This window comes from Paraburkholderia tuberum STM678, assembly GCF_902833905.1.
Taxonomy (GTDB): domain Bacteria; phylum Pseudomonadota; class Gammaproteobacteria; order Burkholderiales; family Burkholderiaceae; genus Paraburkholderia; species Paraburkholderia tuberum.
The window spans coordinates 111824-127281 of the sequence record NZ_CADFGP010000018.1 but is presented as its reverse complement, the minus strand read 5'-3'; the positions used below and the strand labels follow the sequence as shown (position 1 = coordinate 127281).

The window sequence follows — 15458 nt, the reverse complement described above, 5'->3', positions numbered from 1 at the left end:
CGACTGCGATGGATCTGAACTTCACCTCCGAGGAAGAAGCTTTTCGCGCCAGCGTGCTGGCGTTTCTGCGCGACAAGCTCCCGCGACGTCTCGCCGGCAAGGTCCACGGCGGGCGGCGTCTGACGCGCGGCGACATGGCCGAGTGGCACGCGATTCTGAACGCGCAAGGCTGGCTCGCGAATCACTGGCCGAAAGAGTACGGCGGCCCGGGTTGGAGCGCAGTGCAGAAATTCATCTTCGAAAACGAATGCGCACTCGCCGGCGCGCCACGCGTCGTGCCGTTCGGCGTCAACATGCTCGGGCCGGTGCTGATCAAGTACGGCAGCGAGGCGCAGAAGCATCACTGGCTGCCGCGCATTCTCGACGGTTCCGACTGGTGGTGCCAGGGCTATTCGGAGCCCGGCGCGGGCTCCGATCTCGCATCGGTCAAGACGACGGCAGTGCGCGGCAAGGACGCGCAGGGCGAGCACTACCTCGTCAATGGCCAGAAGACGTGGACCACACTCGGTCATTACGCGAACATGATCTTCTGCCTCGTGCGCACCGCGACCGACGTGCGCAAACAGGAAGGCATCAGCTTTCTGCTGATCGACATGAACACGCCGGGCGTCGAAGTCCGGCCGATCATCACGCTCGACGGCGAGCACGAGGTCAATGAAGTGTTCTTCACCGACGTGCGCGTGCCGGTCGGAAATCTCGTCGGCGAAGAAAACAAGGGCTGGACCTACGCGAAATATCTGCTTACGTACGAGCGCACCAATATCGCGGGCGTCGGCTTTTCCGTCGCCGCCTTCAACCGTCTGTGCAAGATCGCCGCGACACAACTGCGCCACGGCCGGCCGCTCGCCGAGGATCCGGCGTTCGCGGCACGCATGGCGCGCGTCGAGATCGATCTCGAGAACATGAAGACGACCAATCTTCGGGTGATCGCGGCCGTGGCGGGCGGCGGCGTGCCCGGTGCCGAGAGTTCGATGCTGAAGATTCGCGGCACGGAGATCCGTCAGGAGATCTCGTCGCTGACGCGGCGTGCGATGGGCGCTTATGCGCAGCCATTCGTCGAGCAAGCGCTGCACGAAGGCTTCGACGGCGTGCCGGTCGGCCCCGACGAAGCCGCGAGTGCCGCGTCGCAGTACTTCAATAATCGCAAGCTGTCGATCTTCGGCGGCTCGAACGAAATCCAGAAGAACATCATTTCCAAAATGATCCTCGGACTGTAAGAGGCGCACGTCATGAATTTCCAGCACACCGAAGAGCGCCGCATGCTGGCGGATACGCTGAATCGGTTTATCAGCGAGCAGTACGGCTTCGCGACGCGCGATGAAATCGCACGCTCGACGCAAGGCTTCAGCACCGAATTGTGGGCACGCTTCGCGGAGCTTGGCGTGATCGGCGCACTGTTCGACGAAGCGAGCGGCGGTTTTGGCGGCGGCGGGTTCGATATTTCCGTGGTGTTCGAGAGCATCGGCCGCGGGCTCGTCGTCGAACCGTTTCTCGATACGCTGGTCGTCGGCCGGGCGATCGCTCGCAGCGGCGGCGACCTGCAGAATGCGGCGCTGGGTTCGTTGATCGACGGCTCGCGGATCGTTGCGCTCGCGCATGGTGAACCGGACAGTCATTACGAGCTTGCCCGGGTCGCGACGACGCGCGCGCGCCGCAGCGTAAATGGCAACAGCGGCGTGTGGACGTTGCACGGCGCAAAGGCCGTCGTTCAGCATGGCGAGCATGCTCAGGTGTTCCTCGTCTCGGCACGCACGAGCGGCGAGGACGATGCCGAAGCCGGCATCACGCTGTTTCTGGTGCCGAGCGACGCGACGGGTGTGAGCGTGCGCGGCTACCGCAAGATCGACGGAGGACGCGCGGCCGAAGTGACGTTCGACGACGTCACGCTCGGCGACGACACCGTGCTCGGCTCAGTGGATCACGGCTTTGCGACGCTCGAATATGCGCTGAGTTGCGGCGTGCTCGCGCTGTGCGCGGAAGCGGTCGGCGCAATGGACGTCGCGAAAGACTACACGCTCGACTATCTGCGCACGCGCAAGCAGTTCGGCGTGCCGATCGGCAGCTTCCAGGCGTTGCAGCATCGCATGGCCGATTTGCTGCTCGAAATCGAGCAGGCGCGCTCGGCGGTGATCAACGCGGCGGCGGCGCTCGACGGCGAACGAAACGCGCGCGAGCGCGCGGTGTCGGCGGCGAAGTACAGCATCGGCCGGATCGGCACGCGAGTCGCGGAGGAATGCATCCAGTTGCACGGCGGGATCGGTATGACGTGGGAACTGCCGCTCGCGCATTACGCGAAGCGGCTCGTGATGATCGATCATCAGCTTGGGGATGAGGATCATCATCTGGAGCGGTTTGTGGCGTTGGGGGCTCAAGGGCGGTGATTCGTGTGCGCTTGCGAATGCGAACGCGTGCCGGTGACAAGTCTGCCAGATTGCACTCGCCGATTATTGAGGAGCTGAGCCTGCCAAACGAATCAAAAGAGTTGACCGATGCCGGATGGACTGCATTGCGGATGCATGAGGGCGCTGTCCTTCGCTACGACAACGACGTAGCGAACAATTGCACCTGCGGGATAGGCACGCCTGCGTAGTTCGGCACTGGCAACCGCATCCAATCCAGCCGACGTCATCGCAACCCGCAGTGGACTGCCCGCCAGTGAGGTCGACGCGGCCCTGTCGCATTGCGACGCGAATCAGATGAGCATGAATCTGTGCGCGTGGCGCGATCAGATCGTCGCGGAGCAGAAGCTGGAGCAGGTCGTCAAGGGCAAGGCCGCGGTGTCGGCGAGTTGCAAAGCGGCGATCGAGAAGAGGCTCACCGCGTGGAAAACGCGCCGTGACGCCAACTGCAAAAAATCGGCTTCTCGGGAATGGGGCGGCGGGTCGATGCTGCCCACGGCGGTCGCGATGTGCAAGACAGCCGAAACCGAGCGCATGAGCAAAGCAATCGAGGCTTCGGGATGCAGATTAGCGTGGGCGAAGCGTTAACAGCGGGAAACGCTGCCCCGCGCGACGGGCAAGAAAAAAGGACTTACGGCTTTCACCGTAAGTCCTTTTGATCTTTTTGGTCGGGGCGAGAGGATTTGAACCTCCGACCACCTGCACCCCATGCAGGTACGCTACCAGGCTGCGCTACGCCCCGAACAGAAGAAAATTATAACAGACACTTCATTCGATTAGAACCGCTCGACACGAACAAAGCGAACAAGTCCATGAACTAGTGGCCCAGCAGATCGATTACGTTCTGCAGTTCCTGGCGCAACTTCTCGACATCGACCGCAACCGTTGCCGCCGATGCCTGCACCTGACCCGCGACTCCGGCGGTAGCCTCACCCTCTTCGACCACCGCATCCGGCCCACCGCCGCCATGCGAATCGAGCCGGTTGCGCGCCCCGTTGATCGTAAAACCCTGCTCGTACAGCAACTCTCGAATCCGCCGGATCAGCAGCACCTCGTGATGCTGATAATACCGACGATTGCCGCGCCGCTTGACCGGCCTCAACTGGGTGAACTCCTGCTCCCAGTAACGCAGCACGTGAGGCTTTACCCCACAAAGTTCGCTGACCTCACCAATCGTGAAGTACCGCTTCGCCGGAATCGGAGGCAAGACGACTTTTTCGATCGTCGCTGTCATCGTCAGTTAGCCGTGATGGGTTGCCCGAAAGCGCGCCAGTCAATCAGCGCGCGAGAAGCTCGCTTCGGCGCCGTTTTCGACGAGCGCCTTCAGTTTTTGACTTGCATGAAACGTCACCACGCGACGTGCCGCAATCGGAATCGCCTCGCCCGTCTTCGGATTTCTGCCGGGACGCTGCGGCTTGTCGCGCAACTGGAAGTTGCCGAAGCCCGACAGCTTCACGCTGTCGCCGCTCTCGAGCGCATCGCGGATCACCTCGAAGAACGCCTCGACCATGTCCTTCGCTTCCCGCTTGTTGAGCCCGACATTGTCGAACAGCAACTCGGCAAGTTCCGCCTTGGTGAGTGTCGGCGTTTCATTGGAAACGACGGCGGATGATGTCGGAATATCTCGAATCATGGCGCTGCGTTGCGCCGTAAGAAGGGCTTCGAAATCACTCGAGTTCATTTCATTCATATCTATCAAATGGCGCGCCAAGCGTAAAACAATGGATGCGGAAACAGCCGTGCAATTGTTAAATGCGGGTTATCCGCGCAACCGTGCGCCATATACTCGAGCTAGACGTTCCACCAGAGTTTGAATAGCCAGATCGACCGTTTCATCCTGAAGGGTTCCGCCAGTATCTTGCAAGGTCACCCGGAACGCAAGGCTTTTCTCGTGCGCGGCCAGACCACCGGAAGTGTTTGATTTTGGACGAAATTCGTCGAAAAGTGCAACCTTCTGGACAGCCTTGCAGGCCGGTTCGGACTGGGCCTTCTGAAGCTCGTCGAGCAGCGCCTGAACCTCGATTTTCTGATCGACGACCACCGCGATATCACGTCGTACCGGCGGGAATTTTGAAACTTCCGACGGAATCGGCAATACCCGTTGCATTAATGCTTCCGCTTCGATTTCAAACAGAATCGGCGCATGCGGCAAATCATATTTTTGCATCCAGCGCGGATGCAATTCGCCAATCCAGCCCACTGCGCGACCATTCAATTCGATCCGCGCGCTGCGTCCCGGATGCAGCGCCGGATGCTCGGCCTGTACGAACCGCGCGACCGCCGGTGCGACCAGCGCTTCGAGGTCGCCCTTCACGTCGAAGAAGTCGACGGCACGCGTCGGTGCGCCCCACTGCTCGTCGAGCGCGGGCCCATAGGCGAGCGCGCCGATCATCTTCGGCTGCGCGAAACCTTCGACGGTCAGCTCGCCGGCCTTGATCGACGGATCGTGCAGGAATACGCGACCTGCTTCAAACACGCGCACGCGGTCCGCCGCGCGACGGTTCAGATTCGTGCGCAACACATGAATCAGGCTGCCGAACAACGTCGTGCGCATCACCGACAGTTGGCTCGCGATCGGGTTGATCAGACGCACGGGGTTGCTGTTGCCTGCGAAGTCCTGCTCCCACTCCGCGTCGACGAAGCTGAAGTTCACCGTTTCCGCGTAGTCGCGCGCGGCGAGCGCATGACGGATCGCGTGGATGGAGCGTTGCGTTTCGTTGGTCGCGCGCATTTCGCTGGTCGCGACCGGCGGGCGCGCCGGAATCTTTTCGAAGCCGTGGATACGCGCGACCTCTTCGATCAGGTCCTCTTCGATTTCGAGATCGAAGCGGTACGACGGCGGCATCACCGAGAACGTATCGCCGTCACGCTCGAACGAGAGGCCGAGGCGCGTGAAGATCTGCGCGATTTCATCGACACCGATCGCGACGCCGATGATGCGGTTCGCGCGCGAAACGCGCATCTTCACGGGCGCGCGCTTCGGCACGTTGACGATCTGATCGTCGACCGGACCCGCTTCGCCGCCGCAGATGTCGAGGATCAGCTGCGTGATGCGCTCGATATGATCGACGGTCGTCGCGTAGTCGACGCCGCGCTCGAAGCGATGGCCTGCATCGGTCGAAAAGTTGTACTTGCGCGAGCGACCACGAATGCTGTCGGGCCACCAGAACGCGGCCTCGAGATAGATGTGGGTGGTGTCGAGCGTGACCGCGGTGCTGTCGCCGCCCATGATGCCCGCGAGGCTTTCGATATGCTGCTCGTCGGCGATCACACCGACCGTTTCGTCGAGCTCGACCGTGTTCCCGTTCAGCAGCTTCAGCGTTTCGCCCTTGCGGCCCCAGCGTACGTCCATGCCGCCGTGGATCTTGTCGAGATCGAACACGTGCGACGGACGCCCCAGCTCGAGCATCACATAGTTCGAGATGTCGACGAGCGCGGAAATGCTGCGCTGGCCGGAGCGCTCGAGACGCTCGACCATCCATTGCGGCGACTTCGCGCGCGCATTGACGCCGCGGATCACGCGGCCCGAGAAACGGCCGCACAGATCGGGCGCGGAGATTTTCACGGGCAGCGTTTCGTTGAGCGTGACCGGAGCCGGCTTGATTTCGAGCGGACGCAGCGGCGCTCCGGTAATCGCCGACGTTTCTCGCGCGACGCCGAAGACCGACAGACAGTCGGCCTTGTTCGGCGTCAGCTTGATTTCAAAAACGGTGTCGTCGAGATTGAGCGTGTCGCGGATGTCCTCGCCGATCGGCGTGTCTTCCGGCAGGATCATCAGACCGCTGTGATCGTCGGAGAGCTTCAGCTCGCGCGCCGAGCACAGCATGCCCTGGCTTTCCACGCCGCGCAGCTTCGACAGCTTGATCGCGAACGGTGCGCCGCCCTCTTCGGCCGGCGGCAGTTGCGCGCCGACCAGCGCGACCGGCACCTTGATGCCGGACGCAACATTCGGCGCGCCGCACACGATGTTGAGCGTCGCGCCGGTGCCAGCGTCGACCTGACACACGTTGAGCTTGTCCGCATCCGGGTGCTTGACGACTTCCAGCACCTGGCCGACGACGATCTTCGAGGTCGGCGGCGCGGCCGTCCGCAGGTCTTCGACTTCGAGACCCGCCATCGTCAACGCGTGCGACAGCTCGTCGGTGGTCAGTTGCGGATCGACAAAAGTTCTGAGCCAGGATTCCGGAAATTGCATGGTTCTGTGTACGTTGTGATCAGGTTAGGTCCACGTCCGGCAGATGCTTCGTAAAGCCCGGTGGTCTTGCGCCGGTTCAGCGAGCTCTGCCGGGGACGCTCGCGGCGCGCACCAGGTGCGCTGCCGCGATTTATGCTTCGTCGCGCTCGCGCGCGCCGGGTCACGCGAATTGACGCAGGAATCGCAGGTCGTTTTCGAAAAACAGGCGCAGGTCCTGCACGCCGTAACGCAGCATCGTGAGACGCTCGAGGCCACTGCCGAAAGCGAAGCCGATGTAGCGCTCCGGGTCGAGACCCATGTTGCGGATCACAGTTGGATGCACCTGGCCGGAGCCCGAAATTTCGAGCCACTTGCCCGCGTTCTTGCCCGTTTCGAACTGCATGTCGATCTCGGCCGACGGTTCGGTGAACGGGAAATACGACGGACGGAAGCGCACGAGAATGTCGTCGCGCTCGAAGAATTTCTTCAGGAAGTCGGTATAGACGCCCTTCAGGTCCGCGAAGCTGATGTTCTCGTCAATCCACAGGCCTTCGACCTGGTTGAACATCGGCGAATGCGTCGCGTCGCTATCCACGCGATAGGTGCGGCCCGGCACGATCACCTTGATCGGCGGCGTGTTGGTGCGCGCGTAGCGCACCTGCATCGGGCTCGTATGCGTGCGCAGCAGCAGCGGGCGGCCGTCGGCATCCTTGCCGTCGACGTAGAAGGTGTCCTGCATCGAACGCGCCGGATGGTTTTCCGGGCTGTTCAGCGAGGTGAAGTTGTACCAGTCGGTTTCGATCTCGGGACCGTCGGCCACGTCGAATCCGATCGTACGGAAAATCTGTTCGACGCGCTCCCAGGTGCGCATCACCGGGTGCAGGCTCCCTGCATTGGCGCCGCGGCCCGGCAGCGTGACGTCGATCGCTTCAGCAGCGAGACGCTGGTTCAGAAGTGCGTCGGCGAGCGCCTGACGACGTGCTGTGAGCGCGGCCTCGACCTGTTGCTTGACGAGGTTGATCCGTGCGCCTTCGGTCTTGCGCGTTTCGGGATCGAGTTTGCCAAGGCCCTTCAACAGCTCGGTCAGCGCACCCGCCTTACCGAGAAAGCGCGCTTTCTCGTTCTCGAGGGTGGTGACGTCGGGGGCTTCTGCGAAGGCTTTTTGCGCGTCGGCGACAATCTGGTCCAGATCCATTGATCCCATCATTTCAACGTCAGTGTTCTATCGAAACAAAACTGGTTCTACCAACAAAAACGGGGCTCGGTGAGGAGCCCCGTTTTTGTTGCAGCGTCACCGAGACTACCGGATGTTCGCTGCAACGAACCACGCAGTTTTAATTGCCAGAAGCGCAATCAGGCTGCAACGGCGGCTTTCACCTGCTGAACGATCGCAGCAAAAGCAGCCTTGTCGAACACAGCCATGTCGGCCAGCACCTTACGGTCCAGTTCGATCGACGCCTTCTTCAGGCCGTTGATGAACACGCTGTACGTCATGTCGTGCTGACGCACCGCCGCGTTGATACGCGTGATCCACAGTGCGCGGAACACACGCTTCTTGTTGCGGCGGTCGCGGTAGGCGTATTGGCCTGCGCGCATGACCGCCTGCTTGGCGATGCGATAGACGTTATTGCGACGGCCGCGGTAACCCTTGGCCAGCTTGATGATCTTCTTGTGACGGGCCCGTGCGGTAACCCCACGTTTTACTCGAGGCATGTTTCGCTCCTATGAGTGTCGGTTAAGGGTTAAGCGAACGGCAGCATTGCGCGAACGGAGTTCAGATCGGAATCATGAACTGCCGTGGAGCCGCGCAGATGGCGTTTGTTCTTGGTGGTCTTCTTGGTAAGAATGTGACGCTTGAAGGCCTGACCGCGCTTGACGGTACCGCCCGGACGCACCACGAAGCGCTTTGCAGCGCTCTTCTTGGTCTTCATCTTCGGCATGACAACTCCATTATTAGATGGACATGGGTGTGCGGTCGGCCAGATGGCCATTTCCCGCCCTTCGAAACCCATTCCACTTGGTATGCAGACCGCCGATACCGCCAGCGGCCGCTTTTCGGGAACCACTGCGCACTTGCATGCGCGACGTTCCGAAACCTTCCGACACCAAGCCGGACACCCAGCACAGCATCCAACAACCTTGCGACGCCGGAGCGCGCGCCACATGGCACGCCGTCGCTCCGGCCAACTGCTTCGCGCTTACTTCTTTTTCTTCGGAGCGAGCACCATGATCATCTGGCGCCCTTCCATTTTCGGCATCTGCTCGACCTGACCGACTTCGTCGAGGTCGGTGCGCAGGCGTTCGAGCATGCGCATGCCGATTTCCTGGTGAGCCATTTCGCGGCCACGGAAACGCAACGTGATTTTCGTCTTGTCGCCGTCTTCGAGGAAGCGGACGAGATTGCGCAGCTTGACGTTGTAATCACCGTCGTCGGTACCTGGGCGGAATTTGACTTCCTTGACCTGGATGACCTTCTGCTTGAGCTTGGCCTCGTGTTGCTTCTTCGCTTCCTGGTACTTGAACTTGCCGTAGTCCATCAAGCGGCAAACTGGCGGAACCGCTTGCGGAGCGATTTCGACCAGATCTACGTCCTGCTGTTCCGACATGCGGAACGCATCAGCGAGTTTCACGATGCCGAGCGGTTCGTTCTCGACGCCGACCAGTCGCACCTCGGGTGCTGTAATTTCACCGTTGATGCGGTGCGCAGACTTATCAGTAGCGATGTTACGTTTCCTCTAAAAATTAAAAAAAACGAGCCGGGTACCAAGTGGCTCAGTTGAACGACTGCACGTCCTGGCGCAGACGCTCAATGAAGGCGTCAACAGGCATTACACCCATATCGACACCACCACGGGCACGCACGGCTACCGTTTGCGCTTCACGCTCCTTGTCGCCGACTACCAACAGGTAGGGGACCTTTTCCAGCGTGTGCTCGCGTATTTTATAGCTAATCTTCTCGTTGCGCAAATCGGCCTCGACTCTAACCCCTTGTTTTTGCAACGATTGGGCTAGCGCCTGCGCGTATTCGGCCTGACTTTCCGCAATATTCATCACAACGACCTGCATCGGCGCGAGCCAAGCGGGCATTGCACCGGCATGGTGCTCGATCAGAATCCCGAGGAAACGCTCCATCGATCCGACGATCGCCCGGTGCAGCATGATCGGGCGACGGCGACTGTTGTCTTCGGCAACGTATTCGGCACCCAGCCGCGCCGGCAACACCATGTCGAGCTGCAGCGTACCGCACTGCCACGAGCGGCCGAGCGCGTCCTTGATGTGATACTCGACCTTCGGGCCGTAGAATGCACCCTCGCCGGGCAACTCTTCCCACGTGACGCCGCAGGCCGTCAGCGCCTCGCGCAGTCCCTGCTCCGCGCGATCCCAAGTTTCGTCGGTGCCGGCGCGCGCATCCGGGCGCAGTGACAGCTTGATCTCGACGCTATCAAAGCCGAAGTCGCGGTAGACGCTCATTGCCAGCGTGTTGAACGCGATCGATTCGCTGATGAACTGATCTTCGGTACAGAAAATATGCGCGTCGTCCTGCACGAAGCCGCGCACACGCATCAGTCCATGCAGCGCGCCCGACGATTCGTTGCGATGGCACGAACCGAACTCCGCGTAACGCAGCGGCAGATCGCGATACGAGCGCAGACCGTGATTGAACACCTGCACGTGACCGGGGCAGTTCATCGGCTTGATCGCGTAGTCGCGCTTTTCCGATTCCGTCGTGAACATGTTTTCACGATAGTTCTGCCAGTGGCCCGACGCTTCCCACAGCGAGCGGTCCATGATCAACGGCGTCTTGATTTCTAGGTAGCCGGCGTCGTTCACGCGACGGCGCATGTACTGCTCGACTTGCTGCCACAGCGTCCAGCCGCGCGGATGCCAGAACACCATGCCCGGCGACTCGTCCTGCATGTGGAACAGGTCGAGCTGCTTACCAAGCTTGCGATGGTCGCGCTTCTCGGCTTCTTCGAGCATGTGGAGATACGCTTCCTGGTCTTCCTTCTTCGTCCAGGCCGTGCCGTAGATGCGCTGCAGTTGCTCGTTCTTCGAGTCGCCACGCCAGTACGCGCCCGCGACTTTCATCAGCTTGAAGACCTTCAGCTTGCCGGTGGACGGCACGTGGGGGCCGCGGCACAGGTCCGTGAAGCCGCCATGCGAGTACAGTTTGATTTCGTCGCTAGCGGGGATCGATTCGATGATCTCGGCCTTGTACTTTTCACCGATGCTCTTGAAGTACTCGACCGCTTCGTCGCGGGACACCACGCGACGCGACACCGGCTCGTCCCTCTTCGAGAGTTCCTGCATGCGCTTTTCGATCTTTTCGAGATCTTCCGGCGTGAAAGGACGGTTATAGGAGAAGTCGTAATAGAAACCGTTGTCGATGACCGGGCCGATCGTGACCTGCGCTTCCGGGTACAGATCCTTCACCGCGTACGCGAGCAGGTGCGCCGTCGAGTGGCGGATGATATCGAGACCGTCTGCGTCCTTCTCCGTGACGATGGCGAGCGCCACGTCGTGATCGATCAGCATGGACGTATCGACCAGCTCCCCGTCGATCTTGCCGCCGAGCGCGGCTTTCGCGAGACCGGGGCCGATCGAGGCGGCCACTTCGGCGACGGTCACCGGATGCTCGTACTGTCGAACAGAACCGTCAGGCAAACGTATCGAAACCATTGCGTTCTCCGTGGTGCCGACCGGCGGCGGCACATACAACCAGGGTCAAAAAGATAAAAAAAATGCGGCCCCGCTTTCGAGGGGCCGCATTCACATTTTATGCAAACTTCACTGGCGAAAGTGGTCCTCGACTAGCGTCGTTCCGAAGTGGTTTCGGTCAACGTTCGCGGTGTCATAACCGTATTCGCCTTTTTGCGCTCAAAGCGCTTACTGCAGTTTGCGAAACCCCAGCGAGGCCGGAATTTCATTTTCGTTGGTAGGCTCGATTGGACTCGAACCAACGACCCCCACCATGTCAAGGTGGTGCTCTAACCAGCTGAGCTACGAGCCTGAAGAAACGAGAGTATATGGGGTATAGCGCAGCTTGGCAAGTACTTTTATGCAGCGACTTTAATCCGTCGCGCCACTAGCGAGGCTTTTTCCAACCGCCCGCGCCTCAGTTCTTGCGCGTCGCGCGCACGACACCCGTGATCTCGCCCAGCAGCGTGCACGCGCGCTGAATCTGCTCGGAGCTCGACACCTCGACGGTAAATTGCATGAACGCGGCATTGCGGCGCGATTGCGTCTTTACGCCGATCACGTTCATCTTTTCCCGCGCGAATACTTCGGAGATATCGCGCAGCAGACCTTGCCGGTCCGTCGCCTCGATGCTGAGGTCGACCGGGTAGACGGAATGGCCGCGGCCGCTCATCACGTCCGCCGACCACGCCGTCTGAAGCACGCGCTCCGGCGCGCGCTCCGCCATCCGGCGGAACGTCGCGCAGTCGCTGCGATGAACCGACATGCCCTTGCCTCGCGTAACGAATCCGCAGATGTCGTCGGGCGGCGCCGGCCGGCAGCAGCGCGCGAGCTGGGTGAGCAACGCATCGACGCCGACCACCAGCACCCCCGTGGATGCGCCGCGCGCGACGCTCGCGCCGCTGCTGCGTTTCTCGAACTTCTCCGGCGCATCGACCTCGGGCTCGGGCGGCGGCGCATCCTGCAACGCCTGCTCGACGAGCCTCAGACTGAACTCCTCCTTGCCGACCACGGAGAACAGGTCGTCGGTGGTCTTGAAACCGAGCCGCGCGGCCAGTTGATCGAGATTGACCGAGGTCTTGCCTTCGCGCTGCAGGGTTTTTTCAACCATCGCGCGACCGTTCGCGATGTGCTCCTGTAACTCCACCGCGTTGAACCACGCGCGCACCTTCTGCCGCGCGCGCGGGCTTTGCAAATAGCCAAGTTGCGGATTAAGCCAGTCGCGCGACGGACCGCCCTCCTTCACCGCCACGATCTCGACCGTCTGGCCGTTCTGCAGCGGCGTGTTGAGCGGCACCATCGCGCCGTCGACGCGCGCGCCGCGGCAACGATGCCCAAGCTCGCTGTGCAGGTGAAATGCGAAGTCGATCGGCGTCGCGCCGTGCGGCAACGGAATCACGCGCGCCTGCGGCGTCAGCACGTAGATGTGATCGTCGTCGAGCGTGGCCTGGCGCAACTGCTCCCACGGCTGTGCCGAGCCCGCTTCGCCATGCTCGGCCTCGGAGACTTCGTCCTTCCACGCGAGCAACTGTCGCAGCCAGGCGATCTTCTCGTCGTATTTCTCGCTCGCGGTGAACGTGCCGCCATAGCCGCGCGCACCCGCTTCCTTGTAGCGCCAGTGCGCGGCCACGCCGTATTCGGCGAAGCGATGCATTTCCTGCGTGCGGATCTGCACTTCGAACGCGCGGCCGTCGTCGCCGATCACGACGGTGTGCAGCGACTTGTAGCCGTTCGGCTTCGGCCGGGAGATGTAATCGTCGAACTCCTTCGGCACCGGCTGCCACAGGTTGTGCACGATGCCGAGCACGGTGTAGCAGTCCTTGATGTCCGGCACGATCACGCGAAACGCGCGCACGTCGTACAGCTCGGCGAAGTCCAGCTCCTTGCCGCGCATCTTGCGCCAGATGCTGTAGATATGCTTCGGCCGACCGCTCACTTCCGCGCGGATATGCGCGGCAGCCAGCTCTTGCTGCAGGCGTTCGATCGCCTGCGCGACATAGCTCTCGCGCTCGACGCGCTTCTCGTCGAGCAGTTTCGCGATGCGCTTGTAGGTGTCCGGCTCCTCGAAACGGAACGCGAGGTCCTCGAGCTCCCACTTCAATTGCCAGATGCCGAGGCGGTTCGCGAGCGGCGCGTAGATATCGAGCGTTTCGCGTGCGACGTCGGGCGACGGCGCGAGCTTCGCGGCCGCGTAATAACGCAGCGTTTGCAGCCGCGACGCGAGGCGGATCAGCACGACGCGAATGTCTTGCGCGAACGCGAGCAGCATTTTGCGCAGCGCCTCGACCTGCACGCGGCGCGCAGCCTGCGCGTCACGCCCGGCCTCGGGCATCGCGTTTTGCGCCGCGCGCAAACTGACCGTGCCGAGCCGCAGCAGCTTGCGTACGTCGCCGACCAGTTGGGCGACTTCTTCGCCGAAGTCGTCGGCGATCACGCGCTCCGGATCGCGCAGATGCGGTGTCAGCGCAAACAGCGCAGCGGCCAGCACCGCCGGCGGATCGACGTTGAGCTTGCGCATGATCGACGCGGTGCCCGCCGCGTGATCCGCGAGCAATTCGCCCGACGACAGCCGCACCTCGCCCGCATGTTCGCGCACGAACGCCATCGCTTCGTCGAAGGAACGATGGGGATGAGGCGCGCTCGGAACGGTATCGGTGTTCATGGTGCGACGGCCCGCCGGGCCAGACGATTCAACGGAAAATCAACCACGGTGCTGCCGGACGGCCGCGACTCAGTTGCGCTGCGCCGCGATCACGACGATTTCGACGAGGCACTTCGGATTCGCAAGCTTTGCCTCGACGGTCGCGCGCGGCGGCGTGTCGCCCTGCGCGACCCACTCGTCCCACACGGCGTTCATGCCGGCGAAATGCGCCATGTCCGAGATATAGATCTGCACCGACAGCAACAGCGACTTGTCGCTGTTCGCTTCGGCGAGCAGACGGTCGATGTGGCCGAGCACTTCGCGCGTCTGGCCGGCGATGTCCAGATCGTCGTCTTCGGCGATCTGACCCGCGAGGTACACGGTGCCGTTGTGCACGGCCATTTCCGAGAGACGCTTGCCGACGTGATAACGAATGACTGCCATGAAAAGTCCTGAGCTGAGGGGTTAATCGAACTACGTCCCACACGACACTGCCGATGAAATCGTCATGCGGAACTCAATATTATGACGCGTTCGCGGCCTAACCGATGAAGAACTCCCTCGCGAGCGCGATCTGGTCCGCCGCCAGGAACGCCGGCGCATGCCCGACGCCGGCGATCTCCACGCTCGATGCGGCACGCGCGGTCGACACCATCTTCGCGACCGTTTCACGCGACAGCAAATCCGACTGCTCGCCGCGCACCACCAGCACCGGCCCCTGGAACGACGCGAGCGAATGCCACAGCGCCGCCTCGCCGAGCTTCGCCGCTTCCTCGGTGACCGCCGCGAACGGCTGCGCGATGCGCGGGTCATAGCGCAGCACCCATGCGCCGTCCTCTTCGCGCAGCAACGGCGTATTGATTTCGCGCCATTCGTCCGGAGTCAGCGGTCCGAAGCTCTGCGCGAGCTGCGCGGCATAGTCAACGCCCTGCTGCAGCGTTTCGAAGCGTGCGGGCTTGCCAAGGTAATCGCCGATGCGCTTGACCGCGACCGGCTCCAGATGCGGCCCGACGTCGTTCAGCAGCAGCTTGCGGATCGGCGTGTCCGGCAGGCCGGCGAGCCCCATGCCGATCAGGCCGCCCATCGAGGTGCCGAACCAGTCGACGGTGTCGACGTCGAGCCGCGCGATCAGTGTGACCATGTCGGCGACGTACTGCGGCACCGCGTATAAGTTGGGGTTCGCGAGCCACGACGACAAGCCCCGGCCAACCACGTCCGGGCACACCACGCGATAGGTGTCCGCGAAGTTGGCGGCGAGGCGGTCGAAATCGCGCCCCGATCGCGTGAGTCCGTGCACGCACAGCAACACGCGCGGATTGTCCGGGTCGCCCCACTCGGTATAGGCGACGCGATGCAGGCCGGCAGGGCTCGCGCACCGCACGTAACGTTGACGCGGCGCGGGCCGCCCGGTGGTGGAAGCGGAAGTCGTTGCGGTCATCTGGTGTCCTTGCAAAGACGCTGCGGATTGGGCTGCGAACGATTGTAAACCGCTTCGTCGCGCGGCAAGCATCGGCCAGAAGGCTTAGGAAAGTCGATCCAACCGTCC

General features: G+C 62.0%; 14 protein-coding genes and 2 tRNA genes. 3 read left to right on the top strand and 13 right to left on the bottom strand.

Annotated features, from left to right (window positions below; all coding sequences use genetic code 11):
- Positions 1 to 8 precede the first annotated feature (8 nt).
- From HWY30_RS17860 to HWY30_RS17850, 3 genes are all read left to right on the top strand, one after another.
- The gene (locus HWY30_RS17860; RefSeq protein WP_090800969.1) at positions 9 to 1217 is read left to right on the top strand and encodes an acyl-CoA dehydrogenase family protein; all 1209 of its coding nucleotides are present in this window, start codon (positions 9 to 11) and stop codon (positions 1215 to 1217) included.
- A 12-nt stretch (positions 1218 to 1229) separates the two neighbouring features.
- Positions 1230 to 2381: an acyl-CoA dehydrogenase family protein gene (locus HWY30_RS17855; RefSeq protein ID WP_090800971.1), complete on the top strand. Its 1152-nt coding sequence runs from the start codon at positions 1230 to 1232 to the stop codon at positions 2379 to 2381.
- 315 nt (positions 2382 to 2696) lie between these two features.
- Positions 2697 to 2987: a lysozyme inhibitor LprI family protein gene (locus HWY30_RS17850; protein ID WP_244144934.1), complete on the top strand. Its 291-nt coding sequence runs from the start codon at positions 2697 to 2699 to the stop codon at positions 2985 to 2987.
- Positions 2988 to 3064: 77 nt separating this feature from the next.
- Here the strand turns inward: HWY30_RS17850 and HWY30_RS17845 are convergent.
- From HWY30_RS17845 to HWY30_RS17785, 13 genes are all read right to left on the bottom strand, one after another.
- A tRNA-Pro gene (locus HWY30_RS17845) sits at positions 3065 to 3141 on the bottom strand.
- A 75-nt stretch (positions 3142 to 3216) separates the two neighbouring features.
- The gene (locus tag HWY30_RS17840; RefSeq protein WP_090800974.1) at positions 3217 to 3633 is read right to left on the bottom strand and encodes a MerR family transcriptional regulator; all 417 of its coding nucleotides are present in this window, start codon (positions 3631 to 3633) and stop codon (positions 3217 to 3219) included.
- Between the two features lie 39 nt (positions 3634 to 3672).
- Positions 3673 to 4089, bottom strand: coding sequence for an integration host factor subunit alpha (locus HWY30_RS17835; protein ID WP_090800976.1), 417 nt, complete (start codon positions 4087 to 4089; stop codon positions 3673 to 3675).
- 69 nt (positions 4090 to 4158) lie between these two features.
- Positions 4159 to 6594, bottom strand: coding sequence for a phenylalanine--tRNA ligase subunit beta (pheT, locus tag HWY30_RS17830; RefSeq protein WP_090800978.1), 2436 nt, complete (start codon positions 6592 to 6594; stop codon positions 4159 to 4161).
- Between the two features lie 160 nt (positions 6595 to 6754).
- Positions 6755 to 7768, bottom strand: a complete 1014-nt coding sequence (pheS, locus tag HWY30_RS17825) for a phenylalanine--tRNA ligase subunit alpha (RefSeq protein WP_008918800.1) — start codon at positions 7766 to 7768, stop codon at positions 6755 to 6757.
- 158 nt (positions 7769 to 7926) lie between these two features.
- Positions 7927 to 8286, bottom strand: coding sequence for a 50S ribosomal protein L20 (gene rplT / locus HWY30_RS17820; protein ID WP_006052502.1), 360 nt, complete (start codon positions 8284 to 8286; stop codon positions 7927 to 7929).
- A gap of 29 nt (positions 8287 to 8315) precedes the next feature.
- Complete coding sequence (gene rpmI, locus HWY30_RS17815) at positions 8316 to 8513, bottom strand: 50S ribosomal protein L35 (protein WP_006052501.1); 198 nt, start codon at positions 8511 to 8513, stop codon at positions 8316 to 8318.
- 258 nt (positions 8514 to 8771) lie between these two features.
- A complete protein-coding gene (gene infC / locus HWY30_RS17810) occupies positions 8772 to 9296 on the bottom strand; it encodes a translation initiation factor IF-3 (RefSeq protein WP_075643713.1) in 525 nt (174 codons plus the stop codon).
- Between the two features lie 49 nt (positions 9297 to 9345).
- The gene (thrS, locus tag HWY30_RS17805; RefSeq protein ID WP_090800980.1) at positions 9346 to 11253 is read right to left on the bottom strand and encodes a threonine--tRNA ligase; all 1908 of its coding nucleotides are present in this window, start codon (positions 11251 to 11253) and stop codon (positions 9346 to 9348) included.
- Positions 11254 to 11507: 254 nt separating this feature from the next.
- Positions 11508 to 11584, bottom strand: a tRNA-Val gene (locus HWY30_RS17800).
- Positions 11585 to 11689: 105 nt separating this feature from the next.
- The gene (locus HWY30_RS17795) at positions 11690 to 13933 is read right to left on the bottom strand and encodes a RelA/SpoT family protein (RefSeq protein ID WP_090800982.1); all 2244 of its coding nucleotides are present in this window, start codon (positions 13931 to 13933) and stop codon (positions 11690 to 11692) included.
- A gap of 69 nt (positions 13934 to 14002) precedes the next feature.
- A complete protein-coding gene (locus tag HWY30_RS17790) occupies positions 14003 to 14356 on the bottom strand; it encodes a RidA family protein (protein WP_090800984.1) in 354 nt (117 codons plus the stop codon).
- Positions 14357 to 14453: 97 nt separating this feature from the next.
- On the bottom strand, positions 14454 to 15350 hold the full coding sequence (locus tag HWY30_RS17785; RefSeq protein ID WP_090800986.1) for an alpha/beta fold hydrolase: 897 nt from the start codon (positions 15348 to 15350) through the stop codon (positions 14454 to 14456).
- Between the last annotated feature and the right edge of the window lie 108 nt (positions 15351 to 15458).

What these genes read in the sequence shown, in the direction of transcription:
- HWY30_RS17860 (WP_090800969.1), top strand. Translation starts at nt 9, where the DNA reads ATGGATCTGAACTTCACCTCCGAGGAAGAAGCTTTTCGCGCCAGCGTG.
- HWY30_RS17855 (WP_090800971.1), top strand. Translation starts at nt 1,230, where the DNA reads ATGAATTTCCAGCACACCGAAGAGCGCCGCATGCTGGCGGATACGCTG.
- HWY30_RS17850 (WP_244144934.1), top strand. Translation starts at nt 2,697, where the DNA reads ATGAGCATGAATCTGTGCGCGTGGCGCGATCAGATCGTCGCGGAGCAG.
- HWY30_RS17840 (WP_090800974.1), bottom strand. Translation starts at nt 3,633, where the DNA reads ATGACAGCGACGATCGAAAAAGTCGTCTTGCCTCCGATTCCGGCGAAG.
- HWY30_RS17835 (WP_090800976.1), bottom strand. Translation starts at nt 4,089, where the DNA reads ATGAATGAAATGAACTCGAGTGATTTCGAAGCCCTTCTTACGGCGCAA.
- pheT (WP_090800978.1), bottom strand. Translation starts at nt 6,594, where the DNA reads ATGCAATTTCCGGAATCCTGGCTCAGAACTTTTGTCGATCCGCAACTG.
- pheS (WP_008918800.1), bottom strand. Translation starts at nt 7,768, where the DNA reads ATGGATCTGGACCAGATTGTCGCCGACGCGCAAAAAGCCTTCGCAGAA.
- rplT (WP_006052502.1), bottom strand. Translation starts at nt 8,286, where the DNA reads ATGCCTCGAGTAAAACGTGGGGTTACCGCACGGGCCCGTCACAAGAAG.
- rpmI (WP_006052501.1), bottom strand. Translation starts at nt 8,513, where the DNA reads ATGCCGAAGATGAAGACCAAGAAGAGCGCTGCAAAGCGCTTCGTGGTG.
- thrS (WP_090800980.1), bottom strand. Translation starts at nt 11,253, where the DNA reads ATGGTTTCGATACGTTTGCCTGACGGTTCTGTTCGACAGTACGAGCAT.
- HWY30_RS17795 (WP_090800982.1), bottom strand. Translation starts at nt 13,933, where the DNA reads ATGAACACCGATACCGTTCCGAGCGCGCCTCATCCCCATCGTTCCTTC.
- HWY30_RS17790 (WP_090800984.1), bottom strand. Translation starts at nt 14,356, where the DNA reads ATGGCAGTCATTCGTTATCACGTCGGCAAGCGTCTCTCGGAAATGGCC.
- HWY30_RS17785 (WP_090800986.1), bottom strand. Translation starts at nt 15,350, where the DNA reads ATGACCGCAACGACTTCCGCTTCCACCACCGGGCGGCCCGCGCCGCGT.